This is a genomic window from Ruegeria sp. SAZA006, assembly GCF_059613465.1.
Genome location: NZ_JBXWSO010000016.1, coordinates 396354 through 410599 on the forward strand (window position 1 = coordinate 396354; position 14246 = coordinate 410599).

A 14246-nucleotide genomic window follows, 5' to 3' on the forward strand; every position below is an offset into this window, starting at 1 on the left:
CTGCCTTGCGCACTACCTGTACAGGCTGACTTACGGGGGCCGATTTGAACTCTACCGTCTTTGCGCCGTGGGAAGATCCGCAGGCGAAACCCTTGATCCAGTTCAAAAATGTGACCAAGCGATTCGGGGACTTTACTGCCATCGACAATCTGTCGCTGGACATCTTCGAGCGGGAATTCTTTGCTTTGCTGGGGCCGTCGGGTTGCGGCAAGACGACGATGATGCGGATGCTGGCGGGGTTCGAGAAACCCACCGAAGGCCACATCATGCTGAGCGGTCAGGACATCGACCCGGTTCCGCCGAACAAGCGGGCGGTCAACATGATGTTCCAGTCCTACGCGCTGTTTCCCCATCTGAACGTCTGGGACAACATCGCCTTTGGCCTGCGCCGGGACAACATGCCCAAGCATGATCTGGAAGACCGGGTCGAGGAAATGCTGCGCCTGACCCGTCTTGAGAAATTTGCCCGCCGCAAACCGCACCAGATTTCCGGTGGTCAACGTCAGCGCGTGGCGTTGGCCCGGTCGCTGGCCAAGGCGCCCAAACTGCTGCTGCTGGACGAACCGTTGGGCGCGCTGGACAAGAAGCTGCGCCAGGACACCCAGTTCGAGCTGATGGACATTCAGGAAAAGACCGGCACCACCTTCGTGATCGTGACCCACGACCAGGAAGAGGCGATGACGGTCGCCAGCCGCGTTGCGGTGATGGATCAGGGTCAGTTGATGCAGGTCGCCACGCCGGACCGGATCTACGAAAACCCGAACTCGGTCTATGTCGCCGATTTCATTGGGGACGTGAACATCATCGAAGGTCGTGCAACCGCCGCCGGTGAGGGCTCGTACAGTATCGAATGGGCCGAGGGCCAGCCGCCACTGACGGCGACATCGGCGGCAAGCTTTGGAAACGGGCAGGCCTGTCACCTGGCCATCCGGCCGGAAAAGGTAACGATCTCGGCCGAGCGTCCTGCCGATGCCGTCAACGCAGTGCAGGGCAAGGTGCATGACATTGCCTATTTGGGCAACCTGTCGACCTACCATGTCGAATTGCCAAACGGGACGATCATCAAGGCGCAAACGGCCAACACACGGCGGATTTCCCGCCGGTCCTTTACTTGGGAAGACCCTGTCTGGCTGTCCTGGACAGCCACGGCGGCGGTTCTGCTGGCAGACTGATGCGCCGCGCGGTCCTGATCGCCATTCCCTATGTCTGGCTGCTGGCCCTGTTCCTGGTGCCGTTCTTCATCGTGTTGAAGATCTCGCTGTCGGACATCGCGCTTGCGATCCCGCCCTACACCCCGACCCTTGATCTGTCGCAGGGCTGGGCCGGGATCAAGGAATTCTTCAGCCAACTGGATTTTGAGAACTTCGTCTGGCTGACCGAGGATGACCTGTACTGGAAAGCCTACCTGTCCAGCGTCAAGATCGCGCTGATCGCGACCGCGCTGACCTTGGTGGTGGGCTATCCCATCGCCTATGGCATGGCCCGCGCGCCCGAGGAATGGCGTCCGACGCTGATGATGCTGGTGATCCTGCCGTTCTGGACCTCGTTCCTGATCCGCGTCTATGCGTGGATGGGGATCCTGTCGAACGAAGGCTACCTGAACCAGTTCCTACTGTGGACGGGCATCATCTCGACCCCGCTGACCATCCTGAACACGCAGACGGCCGTCTATATCGGCATCGTCTACACCTATCTGCCCTTCATGATCCTGCCGATCTATGCGGCGCTCGATCGGTTGGACGGCTCGCTGATCGAGGCGGCCGAGGATCTGGGCTGTTCGCGCACGCAGGCCTTTTGGCTGGTGACCATCCCACTGTCGCGCCCGGGCATCATTGCGGGATGTTTCCTGGTGATGATCCCCGTGATCGGTGAATTCGTGATCCCCTCGCTGCTGGGTGGATCGGGCACGCTGATGATCGGCAAGGTCTTGTGGGAGGAGTTCTTCTCGAACCGCGACTGGCCGGTGGCCAGCGCCGTGGCGGTGATCCTGCTGCTGATCCTGGTGATCCCGATCGTGCTGTTCCAGCGCAACCAGCAGAAACAGGCGGAGGCAGAGCAATGAACAGGCTGAGCTGGTTCAATACGGTCTCGCTGACGCTGGGCTTTGCGTTTCTGTACATCCCGATGGTGATCCTGATCATCTTCAGTTTCAACGAAAGCAAGCTGGTCACGGTCTGGGCGGGGTTCTCGACCAAATGGTATGGCGAGTTGATGCAGAACCAGGCGTTTCTGGATGCGGCCTGGGTCACCGTTCGCGTTGCCGTGTTCTCGTCGACGCTGGCGACCATTCTGGGCACCATGGCGGCCTATGTCATGGTGCGCGGCGGGCGGTTCTTCGGCCGCACGCTGTTTTCCGGGATGATCTACGCGCCGCTGGTGATGCCCGAGGTAATCACCGGCCTGTCGCTGCTGCTGTTGTTCATCGGCATCGGGCTGGACCGAGGCATTTTGACCATCGTGCTGGCACATACGACCTTTTCGATGTGCTACGTCTCGGTCGTGGTGTCCTCGCGGCTGGTGACGTTCGACCGGTCGCTGGAAGAGGCGGCGCTGGATCTGGGCTGCTCACCGGCGCAGGCCTTCAGGTTGGTGACGCTGCCGATCATCGCGCCGGCGGTGATCTCGGGGTGGTTGCTGGCCTTCACCCTGTCGCTGGATGACCTGGTGATCGCGTCCTTCACGTCCGGCCCCTCGGCCACGACCCTTCCGATCAAGATCTTCTCGGCCGTACGTCTGGGGGTCAGCCCGGAAATCAACGCGTTGTCGACCATCATGATCGCCGTGGTCACCGTGGGCGTGATCACCGCTTCGCTGGTGTCGAAACGCGCGATGGTCCGGCAGCGGCAAGAGGAACAAGCTGCCGCGCGTACCGAATGAAACGGATCTTTCCGGCCTACACCTATGGCCCCGGCCCGCGCGCGGGGTGTTGGTGGGATGAAACCGTGCCAGCGCCTGACTGGCCCGTTCATTCAGGTGACTTGTCGACCGACGTTGCGATTGTCGGCGGCGGGTTCACCGGATTGTCTGCGGCCCTGCACCTCGCCGAACGCGGTGTGTCTGTCGCCGTGTTCGAGGCCGAAGCTCCGGGCTGGGGCGCTTCGGGGCGCAATGGTGGGTTTTGCTGCCAAGGAGGGTCCAAGCTTGGTTCGGCGACACTGGCGCGGCGCTATGGGATTTCGGCAGCACAGGATTACGCGCAGGCCGAAACCGACGCGGTCACCTTGGTTGCGGATCTTTTGCAGCGCCTTCGGATCGATGCCGACGTTCACTCAGAAGGAGAGACGCAGCTTGCGCACAGCCCGCGCGCGATGGAGCGGCTGCGGCGTCGCGCGGAAAGCGGTGGGGTTCTGCATGAGCCGTCGGATTTGGAACGCCTCGGTATGGGGGGCCGTTTCTTTGGCGGATATACCGACCCGGTCGGTTTTGGGCTGAACCCGCAGAAATACCTGTTCGGGTTGGCCCGGGCCGCGCAGGCGCAAGGTGCCGCAGTATTCTCAAAAAGCCCGGTTCAGGGCATCAGAAAAGCCGGGTCCGGGTACAAGATGACCACCCCCACGGGCCGTATTCAGGCCAAGACGGTGTTGATCTGCACCAACGGCTATTCCAGCGACGATCTGCCCGACTGGTTGGCCGCCCGTTACATGCCCGCCCAGTCCACGGTCATGGTGACACGTCCGATGACCGAAGCTGAATTGCAGGTACAGGGTTGGACTTCGCGCCAGATGGCGTACGACACGCGCAACCTTCTGCACTATTTCCGTCTGATGCCGGACAACCGGTTCCTGTTCGGAATGCGGGGTGGCCTCATGTCCTCGCCGCGCGCCGAAGCTGCGATCCGTCGCAAAGTACGCCGTGACTTTGATCGCATGTTCCCGGGTTGGGCCGAGGTTGAGGCAACTCATATGTGGTCAGGTATGGTTTGCCTGACCCGCGACCTGCTGCCCTTCGTCGGGGAGGTTCCGGGCCACCCGGGCTTGTTTGCCGGTCTGGCCTATCACGGGAACGGCGTGGCGATGGGCAGCTATTGCGGGCGGGCATTGGCCCGCTTGGTCTTGGGTGAGCCCGCGAATATTCCGGACGTCATCGCCAAACCGCCGTCAAAGTTCCCCTTCGGGCGCTGGCGGCGACTTCTGATGCCACCGGCTTATGCGGCCATGGCTCTTGCCGATTTGTGATACGGCCCACAGTCAGAGGGCCGCAACCTCAAGGTCAAAGCCGGCCCTATAGGCTGGCGCGCCATTCTCGGCCCGCCACAGGCAGTAGGCAGCCATACGCCAATTGTACCAGGGCTTCAGCGCGAGGTATCGGCGCACCGTCTGCGGGCTGTCATAGGCCGACAGAAACGTAGCCTCTTCCTCGGGGCTCAGCGCCTTGCCGCGATAGAGGTGCTGCATAGCGGGTGACAGGAACAGGGCAAGATCCTCGCATGGGTCACCCATCGCCGGGCATTGCCAGTCGATCAGTGTCAGCCCCGCAGAGGAGACGAGGATGTTGCCGGCCACCGGGTCGCCATGGATCAGGCATACTCGGGGGGTTGGCGGCACCTGGGTCCCGGGTTTGCAGTCGGCCAGAACGGCGCTGAGTTCCGAGCGGCAACCCTTCAAGATACGGGTGCCGTGATGATCTAGATCAACGCTTCCATTGCATCCCTTAGGGACCTCAAGCACGACTTCTTGGGTGTGCAGATCATGCAGCAGTTCCGCCACCTGCGCGGTGCCTTCTCGCCAAGGTGTCCCAGCCGCATGGTCATAAAAAACCCAGCGATCCGGGCCAAAGCGGCCCGAGGCGCGAAGCCGCGGAACAAACCCCGTCTCTGCAAGCGCGTGCAGACAGGCTGCTTCAAGTTGGGCGTCGTTGCGAAACAGCGGGTTTTGTAGCGAAGACCGGTAGAACTTCAAAACCCGGTCCGGCTCGGCGTCAAATACCTTCCACACCTGGTTCGTGCGTCCGCCATACAACGTCTCGAACTGGGCGTCTTTTGCGATCAACCCGCTTTCGACAAGTTGGTCTGAAAGGCCAGGTGGAGGAGCGGTTGGAACGGACAGTTGGGACACCGGAGCGTTGCGAATCTGGATGGTCAATCCTTGGCCCGCAGCGCTCCCGAGTTCAAGCGCCGGTACGAACGGCAACGACGTCGGTCGCCGGAATCACAACGCCGCTGTCCAAGGTCAACATGACGACTCCGGCCCCGACTTGTGCTTCGACGACGCGGCTGTAGGTGGCCGCGGGCCGCGCCGAGAGCAGTTCATCACCCAAATAGCTTTCCAGTGTTGCGGAATAGGTACCGTTGGGCAGCGGATTGCCCGATGCATCCACTCCAGCCCAAAGAAACTCGGTTTCAGATACCGGAACAGAGACCCGGTCGATTTCGGTTTCGTCAGAATCCTTGATGACCAGCACAGACGCATCCGCGCCCAGGTCGGGCTGAGTGAATATGGTCTGCGGCTGGCCATCAAACCGGAAGGAGGCTGCCCCCTGCACATCGACCCCAATCCAGTTGGACAGCTCATCCAGGTTGACGCTGCTCAGGGCGGCGGTGAGGTTTGCCAGAAGGTCGTTGGTCTGAACCTGCTGCTCGACCATCGAAAACTGGGCGAGCTGCGATGCATATTCCGACGAATCCAGTGGCTCCAGAGGGTCTTGGTTGCGCGCCTGCGCCGTCAACATCATTAGAAACGTCTCGAAGTCCGAGGTCAGGCCTGTTGCCGCCGACGGTCCTGTTGGTTGCGCTGTTGAGGGCGTTTGTGTCGCGGATGCCGCTGTGGTGATCATGGGTCAAAGCCTCAGGTCCAACGCCCGGTCCACCTGGGTTGGGCGGGCCCGAGCGGGTGTTTCCGTTGCAGGGTCAAGGTCCCCCGCGGTGATGAATGTGCTGCGTTCAGGTGGCTCAGCATTCTGATCTGGGTTCGCCGAGGTGCCCAGATCAAAGGAGAGATCGCCCAGCCCCATCTCTTTGAATTCGGCTGACAGGATCGAGATATGCCGGCGCATGAGGTCCATGGTTTCGGGCCGGTCAGCGACGATCATCATGTGCAACCCGTCTTCGCGCCCGGTCACCTTGATCGAAACTTTGCCCAGCTCTTCCGGAGTCAGTGCGATCTCCACGCTACCGCTTCCCGGCTTTGCGACGATGGTGGCCGCCATTTGCCCGGCGACCGCCCGAGCAATTTCCGCCCGGCCCGAGAACGGGGCGCCGTTGGTCGGGCCTGTATCCCTTTGCGCTGGGGTCGTACCAAAGTCCTGTGTTGGCATCCGGTCGTGCAGACTGTCTTCAGGCGTCGGGTCCTTTAACGCCGCGCGTTCCGGTGTTCCTACGATCTGTGCCCGGATGATGGCTTCGGTTCCCTGGCCGGCAGGTTTGGCCGGCCGCTGAACCACCACCCCCGATCCGGTGGCCTGCTCGTCTCGTCTGGCTTCTTTTCCGGCTGCAGTGCGCAATTCGTCCTTACGGTTCTGCAGGCCCCCACTCATTCCGGTTTCGGTGGCGTTCAACTGCTCTTTTGCAGCTGGCGTAGGTTGCGACGGTGTGTTCCCGGCACGCTCGGACGCTTCGGTTCCCTTGCCCAAGTCGCCAGCGAGTGATCGGCGATCGGGATCATAGGTTTCTGCGTGCATGGCCGCGGCGGCAGTTGACTGGCGTCCCTCCGCCGGGGGACTGGCCCCGAGAGTGGCGTGCGCCGTCGTTTGGTGCTTTGGCAATTCCCCGTGCGTTGCAGCGAGCAGAGGGGTGTCTTTCTGTCGCGCGTCCTGTTGTGATCCCTGCAATTCCAGCGGTTCAGCCAAATCAGGTTCGGCCTGCGGGACGTCCAGGTCGGTGTTTTCATCGCCATCCACGATTTCTGGATCCGTGCGGCTGTCCGGATGAGGTTTCGCCTCGGCCTCGAGGTTCGGCATCTCTTCTTCGGCCATGAGTTCGGCGAAATCAGAGTCGCCTTTTGCTGCGGGCTCGGACTTTGCGGCCCAATCCTGCTTTCCGCCGGAAATCACATTGGTCATCATGGTCAGGGCGTTGGGCATTTTGCTCCGGCTCCGGTTGTTTGGCCCAAACCTGCCCTCAAGGTAGTTACGTTTATTTTAACCGCTCTTCGCTTTGATCGACAAAGATCGAAACAATTTTCGGAGAGGGCGATGGAAATCCCAAACTTCGCGCCGGTACCGCGCAGCAATATGACCGAACAAAGACTCAAGGCCGCGGCGGTCGAGCTTGAGGCAACTTTTCTAGCCGAAATGCTGAAAGCCGCAGGCTTGGACAAGGCGCGGCAGGCTTTCGGAGGTGGCGCGGGCGAAGACCAGTTCTCGTCTTTCCTGTTGCAGGAGCAGGCCAGGCAATTGGCCCGATCCGGCGGGATCGGACTGTCGGAAACCCTACTCAATGCAATGATGGAGAAGACCGATGCCGACTGAGCACAAGCAGGGACTGATTAAGGCTCTAGAGGAGGTTCTCGATCTCGAGCGCGGGGCCTTGGTCGAGGGGGACCTGGATCGACTGGGCAAGATGATGCCGCAGAAGGAAAAACTGATCGGCGCAATCAACGAGATGCAGGTGCACGACAGTGACGACTTGATTCGGTTGCACCAGAAGGTCGAGCGCAATCAGGGCCTGCTGAACAGCGCGGCCGAAGGGATTCGGGCGGTCATGAACCGGATGGCTGAACTCAGAAAAATCCGGCAGGAATTCACGACCTATGACGCGTCCGGGCAACGCAATGGTTTCGCCGTCCGTCAGGATCCCAAGCTGGAAAAACGTGCCTAGCGGCCGGTTTGAATCAAATCCGTTCTTTTCCGTCGGACCGCCTTAGCACTCCGTTAGGAGGTCAGGCCCAAAAGTGGTCCCGCACCTCGAAAGAAGGTGGCGCGAGCACCGGCCGGTAGCTCGCACAGGTCAGAACGACAACACGTCCGCCAATGATGGTCGGGCGTCACTGGGCGAAGAAGGCCCGAATGGAAAAGGATGAAAAACATGTCCAGCATTCTGACAAACAACGGCGCGATGGTGGCGCTGCAGACTCTGAAATCGGTCAACAAGAACCTTGCAGCAACCCAGAACGCGATTTCGACGGGTAAAGATGTCGCTACCGCCAAGGACAACTCGGCCGTATGGGCGATTTCCAAGGTGATGGAATCCGACGTCAACGGTTTCAACGCGATCAAGGATAGTCTGGCACTGGGTGAATCGACTGTCGCCGTGGCGCGGAACGCTTCGGAAACCGTGACTGACCTGCTGACCCAGATGAAGAACAAGATCGTCGCCGCACAGGAGGACAACGTCGACCGCGGCAAGATCAATGATGACGTAACCGCCCTGCGGGACCAGATCGCATCGGTTGTCGGTGCCGCACAGTTCAACGGCCTCAATCTTGTGGACGGGTCAGCGGGCACCGCATCGATCCTGTCGTCGCTGGATCGCGACAGCGCAGGCAACGTGACCTCGTCGTCGATTTCGGTGGCCAGCCAGGATCTGTCGACCGGTGGGTATGCCAGCAAGGGTGTTCTGGCCGGCTCGGACAACGCGACCACTGACAATGACGCCGCCGGGTTCACAATGGACAAGTCGGGCGGGTCTGGTGACATCGTGATCGATAGTTCGACCGACAACTTCGCCGTCGGTGACAAAGTGTCGATCACGATCGGGGACAAAGTTGCTTCGTACACCGTACAGGCCAGCGATCTGGACCCTTCGGGAACCTATGACTCTGCCTACACAGATGCCATCGTGGCAGTGGGGCTGAAGAACCAGATCGACGCGCTTGGGATCACCGGTGTTGCGATCGATTATGACTCCAGCGCGCCGGGTACGCTGTCCTTCGTGACCGGCACCGCAGCCGCTGGTGCTGACGCAGATCGCGACGTAACCGTTTCGGCCCAGTTCACCAATGCCGGTTCTGGCGGTCTTGGTGCGTTGTCGTCGATTGACGTTTCGACCAGTGCCGGCGCTGTCGCAGCACTGGGCACGATCGAAACCTTGATCGACACGGCGATTGACGCGTCGGCCGCGTTCGGTTCGGCCCAAGGGCGGATCGAGACCCAGAAGGAGTTCATCTCGAACCTGACTGACTCTTTCAAATCCGGCATCGGCTCGCTGGTGGACGCCGATATGGAAGAGACCTCGGCCCGTCTGCAGGCCCTGCAGGTCCAGCAGCAATTGGCGACACAATCGCTGTCGATCGCCAACCAGGCGCCGCAGTCGATCCTCTCGCTGTTCCGCTAAGGCGGAAACTTGGCCGGGGCGTGATCTACGCGCCCCGGCTGTGACTGCAAATACGACGGCCTTTTGAAAGGATTTCAAGTGACCCCGCAAACGCTTGCACAACGGGCATATGCTCAGTCCGCCGCTCCGACGCGAACCCCGCGTGATACCGAGTATGAGGCGATTTCAAAGATCACGCATCGGCTCAAGGCAGCGGCCGCGCGCAAAGCTTCGGATTTCGCGGGCTTTGTTCAGGCCCTGCATGAAAACCGCCGCTTGTGGTCCGTTCTGGCCAATGGCGTCGTGGACTCGGACAATGCACTGCCGAATGAGCTGCGCGCGCGGATCTTCTATCTGGCCGAGTTCACCGAGCAGCATACGGGCCAGGTTCTGGCCAGCAAGGCCGGGGTCGAGCCGCTGCTTGAAATCAATCTGGCGGTTTTGCGCGGGCTGCGTCAGCGGGGGACCGCGTAATGGGCGGGCTGGTTCTGAAGCTGGCTCCGAAAGAGCGGGTTTTAATCAATGGCGTAGTGATCGAGAACGGCGATCGGCGGACCCGCTTTTCAATCATGACGCCCGAGGCAAATGTCCTTCGGTTGCGCGACGCGATACATCCCGACGAAGTGACAACCCCGGTCCGGCGCGTGTGTTACGCGGCCCAGCTGGTCCTGTCCGGAGATCTGGAAGCCGGAGACGCAAAACAACAGCTGCTGCGACGGATCGAGGAACTGAGCCAGGTCTTCACGGATGTCGACAGTCGCCGGGTCCTGGCACAGGCGACCGAAGCCCTGGTGGCCGAGCAGTACTACAAATGCCTGAAGGCGCTTCGATCGTTGCTGCCGCGCGAAGAGCGTCTGATGGCCTATCGGCAATGACATTCCTGCCGGTCATTCCAACTGCGGGAATCGTGGGGTGGCGTTTTTTGCAGCGCACCTATGACGCCCAGTTGCAGGCCTTTTCCACCTCGGCGGTCAATGACCGGGACACGCAGTATTTTGTGGAAAACATCCGAAACGTCCGGTCGGCAGAAGATCTGGTCTCTGACCGGCGACTGCTGCAGGTCGCGTTGGGCGCGTTCGGATTGGAAGGTGACCTGGACAATCGGTACTTCATTCAAAAGGTCTTGTCAGACGGTACGAGTTCGGATGACGCCCTTGCGAACCGGCTTGCTGACAGCAGATATCGGGAGTTTTCCGAAGCATTCGGCTTGGGTCCGGGCGAAGTCCGGAAAACCGCACTGATCACTGACATGGAGAAGATCGCTCAGAAAAATGTCGTCGCCCGGTTCGAAAGCTCGATCGGAGAAGCCGACGACTCCATGCGGATCGCGCTTTTTGCCCAGCACGCTTTGAAAGACCTTGCCGGGCAGTCCGGAAGCGAGACCAAGAAGTGGTACGATCTGATGAGCCTGCCACCATTACGTAGCATGATGGAAACAGCGCTGGGCCTGCCGTCAAGCTTTGGACAGCTGGATATCGACAAGCAGCTGGACGTATTTCGGGACAAGCTGAGCAGAGTGACTGGTTCACCGAACCTTTCGCAGTTCGTCGATGCCGATGCCATTTCCGAGCTGACGGATACTTATCTCGCCCGGACTCAGATCGCACAGATGCAAAGTTCGATTTCTCCCGCGCAAACTGCTTTGATTTTGCTGGGTGCCGCAAGTTGAACCGCTCGGGCTAAGGTCAGCACCTCGCGCCAGGATCAAAAGATGCACCAGTGCTGTGCGCAGCTATGAGTGGCTATTTGGGATCGGGGGGCAAGGGTGCCGGATGCTCAGGCATCCAGAACCGTGTCAGCCGATGTCTGCAAGGCAAAAGACATCACCGGATGCGAAACGTTGTGCAGGTCGACCGGCCCCAATGGGACGGCCCGGGAACAGGCCGGCTCGATATCTTCGGACACGACGATCCGATGGCCATTGAGCTTGCCGAACTCGCCCAACCGCGCCGCGACATTGGCTGCATGTCCGATCACCGTGAAATCAAGCCGCTCGCGCGAACCGACATTTCCGTACGTGACACGCCCGAACGATACGCCGATCGAACAATCGCATTGCCGGTTCTTGTCGGAGCGACGCAGCTCGCCCAATTTCTCGACGATTTCAACGGCACTGCGCTGAGCGTCTGACCGTGCTTTGCCGGGGTCCTCACCTGCCGGGAAAACCGCAAGAACGGCGTCGCCGATGAATTTCAGAACCTCACCGTCGTTGTCGTGGACGATGCCGGACACCGTTTCGAAGAATTCGTTCAACAGGTTGATGTATTCCGTGCGGCCCAGATCCTCTTCCAGACTGGTCGAGTTGCGCAGGTCACAGAACATGATGGCCGCGTCGATGTCGTCTCCGTCGCCGCGACGAATGTCGCCGCCCAAAACGCGGGCCCCGGTTCGTTTGCCCACATAGGTCTCGAGAAGGGCCTGGGCATTCTCGCGCTGCATGAACACCTCATAGTAGCGGGCGATGACGGCCGAGCACTCAAAGACAAGCCCCAGGTTTTCCGTGGTAAAGCCGTTGGGGCGGTCGCAGGTCAACGTCAGGACGTTGATACGCCCGTCGGAAAACGGCAGAGGCATTGCCACGTAATCGGTGCCCCCCTTGGCGCGCAGGTCCTCCATGATGGGGAAACTGTTGTGGGGGTTGTCGACGTTCAGCCGTTGCCGAACGCCGCCCAACCCGTTCGAGACATGCCGCAAGGGGCTGTTGATGAAAGCGGGGTGATCGTGAATCTCGTAGGTTGGAATATTGGTCGAAATCTCCTCGGCACCCTTTTCCCAGATGTAGTGCTTACCTGCGATCAGGGGATGCAGCGACCAGACAAGGATGCTGAGACGTTGAATCGCGATGCCGTGTTCCAGCATTTTTTCGGCTAGGGTCTTGGTGAAATCTTCGGGTGTTGCGATCGACCCCGCGCCACGCATCAGCCAATCGATCAACGGGCCGCTGATGTTGCCGTCTCGCGGTTGGCGCAATTGATTGTCGCCCAGATCGATATGAGTGTACGCCGCCGGCATGAAGCCGATGTGACCCTGGATGGCTTTGCTTTCAGGCAGGGAATCCTCGTAGGCCCAAACCGAGTTTGCCAACCGTTCGTCGCCAATCAGGACATCGTGATAGGTTGCCGTGCCCTTGAACGGGCAGAAGGTCTGCAACTCGGTCTCACCGCTCAGATCAACGCGCACGTCTTCGCGCGGAACATAAATCGCAGGCGGCAGCCGGGTTTCATACATGACCTTGGCATTCGTGCTTTCAGCCAGAAGGATGTCATCGCGGTAGATGGCAACCCTGCCGTCAAGCGTTTCGATCGAAATTCCGTAGCCGTTCGTATTCCGTGTGGCGTGGACATTCATCGGCCGTCTCCCTTGCCCGGGTCCCTAGAGGATGGGCTTTTGCAGCCCGATTTCCAAGGGGCGCAACACAGAATTTACCGATCGCGATCCACGGTCGAGGCGGTCAGACCATCTGGATCACGTCTTTTTCGATCGCCAGCATATAGCCCTTTTTGGCGATGTTTTTGACCAACAGCTCGCTGACCATCTGATTGCCCAGCGCGTCCCGCAGCCGTTTGATGCGCGTGGCCCCGGCGGCTTCGTCACAGTCCGATATGTCTCGGCCAGAGATCATGGCTTCGATCTGAACCCCCGACAGCACTTCGTCGTCGAGACGGGACTCGGCCAGGACGGCCAGCGTTTCCATCGCTGCGGGCGTCAGCTTGAAATCCATGTTGTTCAGGTAGACGGTGTTCTCTTCGCGACTGATCAGCAGCGACGTGACCTGGATTCCCGTGCGCTCGATCTGGGCCATTCGACGGTTTAACGTCACCAGCATCACCAGAAAGACCAAGGCGGCCAACAGCATGGCCGTGGCAAAGATCAGCAGCACGAAGATCACCATCCGGTAGCTGGCCAGCGTGTCGGCAAATGCGGTTCCGGATTGCGCGAGGATCTCCAGCAATCGGATTTCAGTCTGGGTGGTCAGATCACTTTCGACGAACAGCCGCTCGACCCGAGCGTTGAAAGCATTGGCATCGGGCAGGGTCCAGAACAAGAAGGCTGCGGCCGTGATCAGGATCACGACAATTGCGGCGATGCCTGCTCCAACCAGCCGGGTGCCAGACCGCCGCGCCTCAGAAACGGAGATAGAATTTTCCGGCATTGGCCTTCCTTTGATCCAACCCTTCCGGTCCGAAAACGCTGATCACGTTGAGCAACGTCCACCCCGAGGATTTCAGCCTTTTGGCCACCTCTTGCTTGGCTTGCCCCTTTTTGCAGGCGGACACTTGCATCACGCCATAGTGCAGGCGCAGCGGGTTGTCCTGTTTGGCCTTGTAATCGGCATAACATTCGGCCGCCGAGACGGTGGTGCTCAGCGATATCAACGTCGCAACGACCAGGAAAGAGAGGATCTGTTTCATAGGCTGCATCCTGCGCATGGCTTGGCACGATATTCAATATCTCAAAGGGTTTGCGGCGATGATATCGGATAACAGCGGGCCGTTATTGCTTGTCTGTCGGCGGGTGGCCGAAAGCTGTTGCATCAGTTTCGCGGTCAGCCAGTGGCGCCGCGTCCAGTTTTGAAAGGACACTTGTCATGCACCGGAAGTTCATCGCCCTCGTCGTCGCCACCGCAGTCGCCATCACCGGCGTTTCCGCATCCCAGGCCAAGGCGGCCGACGCCCATGACATTCTGGGCGGGTTGGCGGCCATTGCCATCATCGGCGCGGCCGTCAATCACTATAACAAGGAAAAGCGCAAAGAGCGTGTCACCCGGCAGAACAACTATGTCCACCAGCCGCAAAACGTTCGGCCCGATCATATCCGCCCGCTGCCCCGGCGTGTCGCCCGCTATGACCTGCCGCAGCGTTGCCTGAAGACCTACAACGGCTATTCGAAGAAACGTCCTTTGCTGGGACCGAATTGCCTCGAGAAACACTACAAACATGCCAATAGCCTGCCACAACAGTGCAAAGTGGGGTTCTGGGACGGCAAGAAGGTGAAGCGGGCCTACGAACCCGCCTGCCTGCGCCAGAAAGGATACCGCGTGGTTTACCAGTAATCGGTT

General features: G+C 60.1%; 17 protein-coding genes. 11 read left to right on the top strand and 6 right to left on the bottom strand.

The genetic code is table 11. From position 1 onward, the window contains the following. Positions 1 to 44: 44 nt before the first annotated feature. The 4 genes from AC2FNZ_RS17100 to AC2FNZ_RS17115 are packed head-to-tail and all read left to right on the top strand — an operon-like array spanning position 45 to position 4175. Complete coding sequence (locus tag AC2FNZ_RS17100; protein ID WP_170360745.1) at positions 45 to 1172, top strand: ABC transporter ATP-binding protein; 1128 nt, start codon at positions 45 to 47, stop codon at positions 1170 to 1172. After that, positions 1172 to 2062, top strand: coding sequence for an ABC transporter permease subunit (locus AC2FNZ_RS17105; protein WP_170364861.1), 891 nt, complete (start codon positions 1172 to 1174; stop codon positions 2060 to 2062). The genes AC2FNZ_RS17100 and AC2FNZ_RS17105 overlap by 1 nt, the downstream gene beginning before the upstream one ends. Then, positions 2059 to 2877 (top strand): ABC transporter permease, encoded by an 819-nt coding sequence (locus tag AC2FNZ_RS17110; protein ID WP_005980381.1) that lies wholly within the window; start codon positions 2059 to 2061, stop codon positions 2875 to 2877. Before AC2FNZ_RS17105 ends, AC2FNZ_RS17110 begins: the two co-directional genes overlap by 4 nt. Continuing rightward, a complete protein-coding gene (locus AC2FNZ_RS17115) occupies positions 2874 to 4175 on the top strand; it encodes an NAD(P)/FAD-dependent oxidoreductase (protein WP_496841357.1) in 1302 nt (433 codons plus the stop codon). The genes AC2FNZ_RS17110 and AC2FNZ_RS17115 overlap by 4 nt, the downstream gene beginning before the upstream one ends. Before the next feature lie 12 nt (positions 4176 to 4187). Here the strand turns inward: AC2FNZ_RS17115 and AC2FNZ_RS17120 are convergent, their stop codons facing one another. Genes AC2FNZ_RS17120 through AC2FNZ_RS17130 form a run of 3 tightly spaced genes read right to left on the bottom strand, consistent with a single transcriptional unit; the run spans position 4188 to position 7017 of the window. Beyond that, positions 4188 to 5081 carry a phosphotransferase gene (locus tag AC2FNZ_RS17120; RefSeq protein WP_496841358.1) on the bottom strand — a complete coding sequence of 298 codons (894 nt, stop codon included), beginning with the start codon at positions 5079 to 5081 and terminating at the stop codon, positions 4188 to 4190. A gap of 25 nt (positions 5082 to 5106) precedes the next feature. After that, positions 5107 to 5772, bottom strand: coding sequence for a flagellar hook capping FlgD N-terminal domain-containing protein (locus AC2FNZ_RS17125; RefSeq protein WP_496841359.1), 666 nt, complete (start codon positions 5770 to 5772; stop codon positions 5107 to 5109). Positions 5773 to 5775: 3 nt separating this feature from the next. After that, complete coding sequence (locus tag AC2FNZ_RS17130) at positions 5776 to 7017, bottom strand: flagellar hook-length control protein FliK (protein ID WP_496841360.1); 1242 nt, start codon at positions 7015 to 7017, stop codon at positions 5776 to 5778. A gap of 111 nt (positions 7018 to 7128) precedes the next feature. Here AC2FNZ_RS17130 and AC2FNZ_RS17135 point away from each other — a divergent pair, with 111 nt between their 5' ends. The 6 genes from AC2FNZ_RS17135 (at position 7129) to AC2FNZ_RS17160 (ending at position 10856) form a co-directional block, all read left to right on the top strand. After that, a complete protein-coding gene (locus AC2FNZ_RS17135) occupies positions 7129 to 7404 on the top strand; it encodes a rod-binding protein (protein WP_496841361.1) in 276 nt (91 codons plus the stop codon). Continuing rightward, positions 7394 to 7753, top strand: coding sequence for a flagellar biosynthesis protein FlgN (locus tag AC2FNZ_RS17140; RefSeq protein WP_496841362.1), 360 nt, complete (start codon positions 7394 to 7396; stop codon positions 7751 to 7753). Before AC2FNZ_RS17135 ends, AC2FNZ_RS17140 begins: the two co-directional genes overlap by 11 nt. A gap of 207 nt (positions 7754 to 7960) precedes the next feature. Then, positions 7961 to 9208 carry a flagellin N-terminal helical domain-containing protein gene (locus tag AC2FNZ_RS17145; protein ID WP_093964410.1) on the top strand — a complete coding sequence of 416 codons (1248 nt, stop codon included), beginning with the start codon at positions 7961 to 7963 and terminating at the stop codon, positions 9206 to 9208. Positions 9209 to 9286: 78 nt separating this feature from the next. Continuing rightward, complete coding sequence (gene flaF / locus AC2FNZ_RS17150) at positions 9287 to 9661, top strand: flagellar biosynthesis regulator FlaF (protein ID WP_170369173.1); 375 nt, start codon at positions 9287 to 9289, stop codon at positions 9659 to 9661. Further along, positions 9661 to 10062 carry a flagellar biosynthesis repressor FlbT gene (gene flbT, locus AC2FNZ_RS17155; protein WP_170370105.1) on the top strand — a complete coding sequence of 134 codons (402 nt, stop codon included), beginning with the start codon at positions 9661 to 9663 and terminating at the stop codon, positions 10060 to 10062. The genes flaF and flbT overlap by 1 nt, the downstream gene beginning before the upstream one ends. Then, positions 10059 to 10856 carry a DUF1217 domain-containing protein gene (locus AC2FNZ_RS17160; protein WP_496841363.1) on the top strand — a complete coding sequence of 266 codons (798 nt, stop codon included), beginning with the start codon at positions 10059 to 10061 and terminating at the stop codon, positions 10854 to 10856. Before flbT ends, AC2FNZ_RS17160 begins: the two co-directional genes overlap by 4 nt. Before the next feature lie 107 nt (positions 10857 to 10963). On the opposite strand, the gene AC2FNZ_RS17165 is transcribed toward AC2FNZ_RS17160, so the two are convergent. From AC2FNZ_RS17165 to AC2FNZ_RS17175, 3 genes are all read right to left on the bottom strand, one after another. Further along, entirely contained in the window at positions 10964 to 12535 is a 1572-nt protein-coding gene (locus AC2FNZ_RS17165; RefSeq protein WP_496841364.1) for a DUF427 domain-containing protein, read from the bottom strand. A 103-nt stretch (positions 12536 to 12638) separates the two neighbouring features. After that, positions 12639 to 13340, bottom strand: coding sequence for a winged helix-turn-helix domain-containing protein (locus AC2FNZ_RS17170; protein ID WP_496841365.1), 702 nt, complete (start codon positions 13338 to 13340; stop codon positions 12639 to 12641). Beyond that, positions 13312 to 13599, bottom strand: a complete 288-nt coding sequence (locus tag AC2FNZ_RS17175) for a hypothetical protein (RefSeq protein WP_093964235.1) — start codon at positions 13597 to 13599, stop codon at positions 13312 to 13314. Before AC2FNZ_RS17175 ends, AC2FNZ_RS17170 begins: the two co-directional genes overlap by 29 nt. 176 nt (positions 13600 to 13775) lie before the next feature. Here AC2FNZ_RS17175 and AC2FNZ_RS17180 point away from each other — a divergent pair, with 176 nt between their 5' ends. After that, on the top strand, positions 13776 to 14240 hold the full coding sequence (locus tag AC2FNZ_RS17180; RefSeq protein ID WP_093964236.1) for a hypothetical protein: 465 nt from the start codon (positions 13776 to 13778) through the stop codon (positions 14238 to 14240). Positions 14241 to 14246 lie beyond the last annotated feature (6 nt).

Bases quoted from the DNA above. Each gene is read 5' to 3' on its own strand.
- AC2FNZ_RS17125 (WP_496841359.1), bottom strand. From the start codon at position 5,772: ATGATCACCACAGCGGCATCCGCGACACAAACGCCCTCAACAGCGCAA.
- AC2FNZ_RS17110 (WP_005980381.1), top strand. From the start codon at position 2,059: ATGAACAGGCTGAGCTGGTTCAATACGGTCTCGCTGACGCTGGGCTTT.
- AC2FNZ_RS17165 (WP_496841364.1), bottom strand. From the start codon at position 12,535: ATGAATGTCCACGCCACACGGAATACGAACGGCTACGGAATTTCGATC.
- AC2FNZ_RS17130 (WP_496841360.1), bottom strand. From the start codon at position 7,017: ATGCCCAACGCCCTGACCATGATGACCAATGTGATTTCCGGCGGAAAG.
- AC2FNZ_RS17105 (WP_170364861.1), top strand. From the start codon at position 1,172: ATGCGCCGCGCGGTCCTGATCGCCATTCCCTATGTCTGGCTGCTGGCC.
- AC2FNZ_RS17160 (WP_496841363.1), top strand. From the start codon at position 10,059: ATGACATTCCTGCCGGTCATTCCAACTGCGGGAATCGTGGGGTGGCGT.
- AC2FNZ_RS17140 (WP_496841362.1), top strand. From the start codon at position 7,394: ATGCCGACTGAGCACAAGCAGGGACTGATTAAGGCTCTAGAGGAGGTT.
- AC2FNZ_RS17145 (WP_093964410.1), top strand. From the start codon at position 7,961: ATGTCCAGCATTCTGACAAACAACGGCGCGATGGTGGCGCTGCAGACT.
- flbT (WP_170370105.1), top strand. From the start codon at position 9,661: ATGGGCGGGCTGGTTCTGAAGCTGGCTCCGAAAGAGCGGGTTTTAATC.
- AC2FNZ_RS17170 (WP_496841365.1), bottom strand. From the start codon at position 13,340: ATGCCGGAAAATTCTATCTCCGTTTCTGAGGCGCGGCGGTCTGGCACC.
- AC2FNZ_RS17175 (WP_093964235.1), bottom strand. From the start codon at position 13,599: ATGAAACAGATCCTCTCTTTCCTGGTCGTTGCGACGTTGATATCGCTG.
- AC2FNZ_RS17135 (WP_496841361.1), top strand. From the start codon at position 7,129: ATGGAAATCCCAAACTTCGCGCCGGTACCGCGCAGCAATATGACCGAA.
- AC2FNZ_RS17115 (WP_496841357.1), top strand. From the start codon at position 2,874: ATGAAACGGATCTTTCCGGCCTACACCTATGGCCCCGGCCCGCGCGCG.
- AC2FNZ_RS17180 (WP_093964236.1), top strand. From the start codon at position 13,776: ATGCACCGGAAGTTCATCGCCCTCGTCGTCGCCACCGCAGTCGCCATC.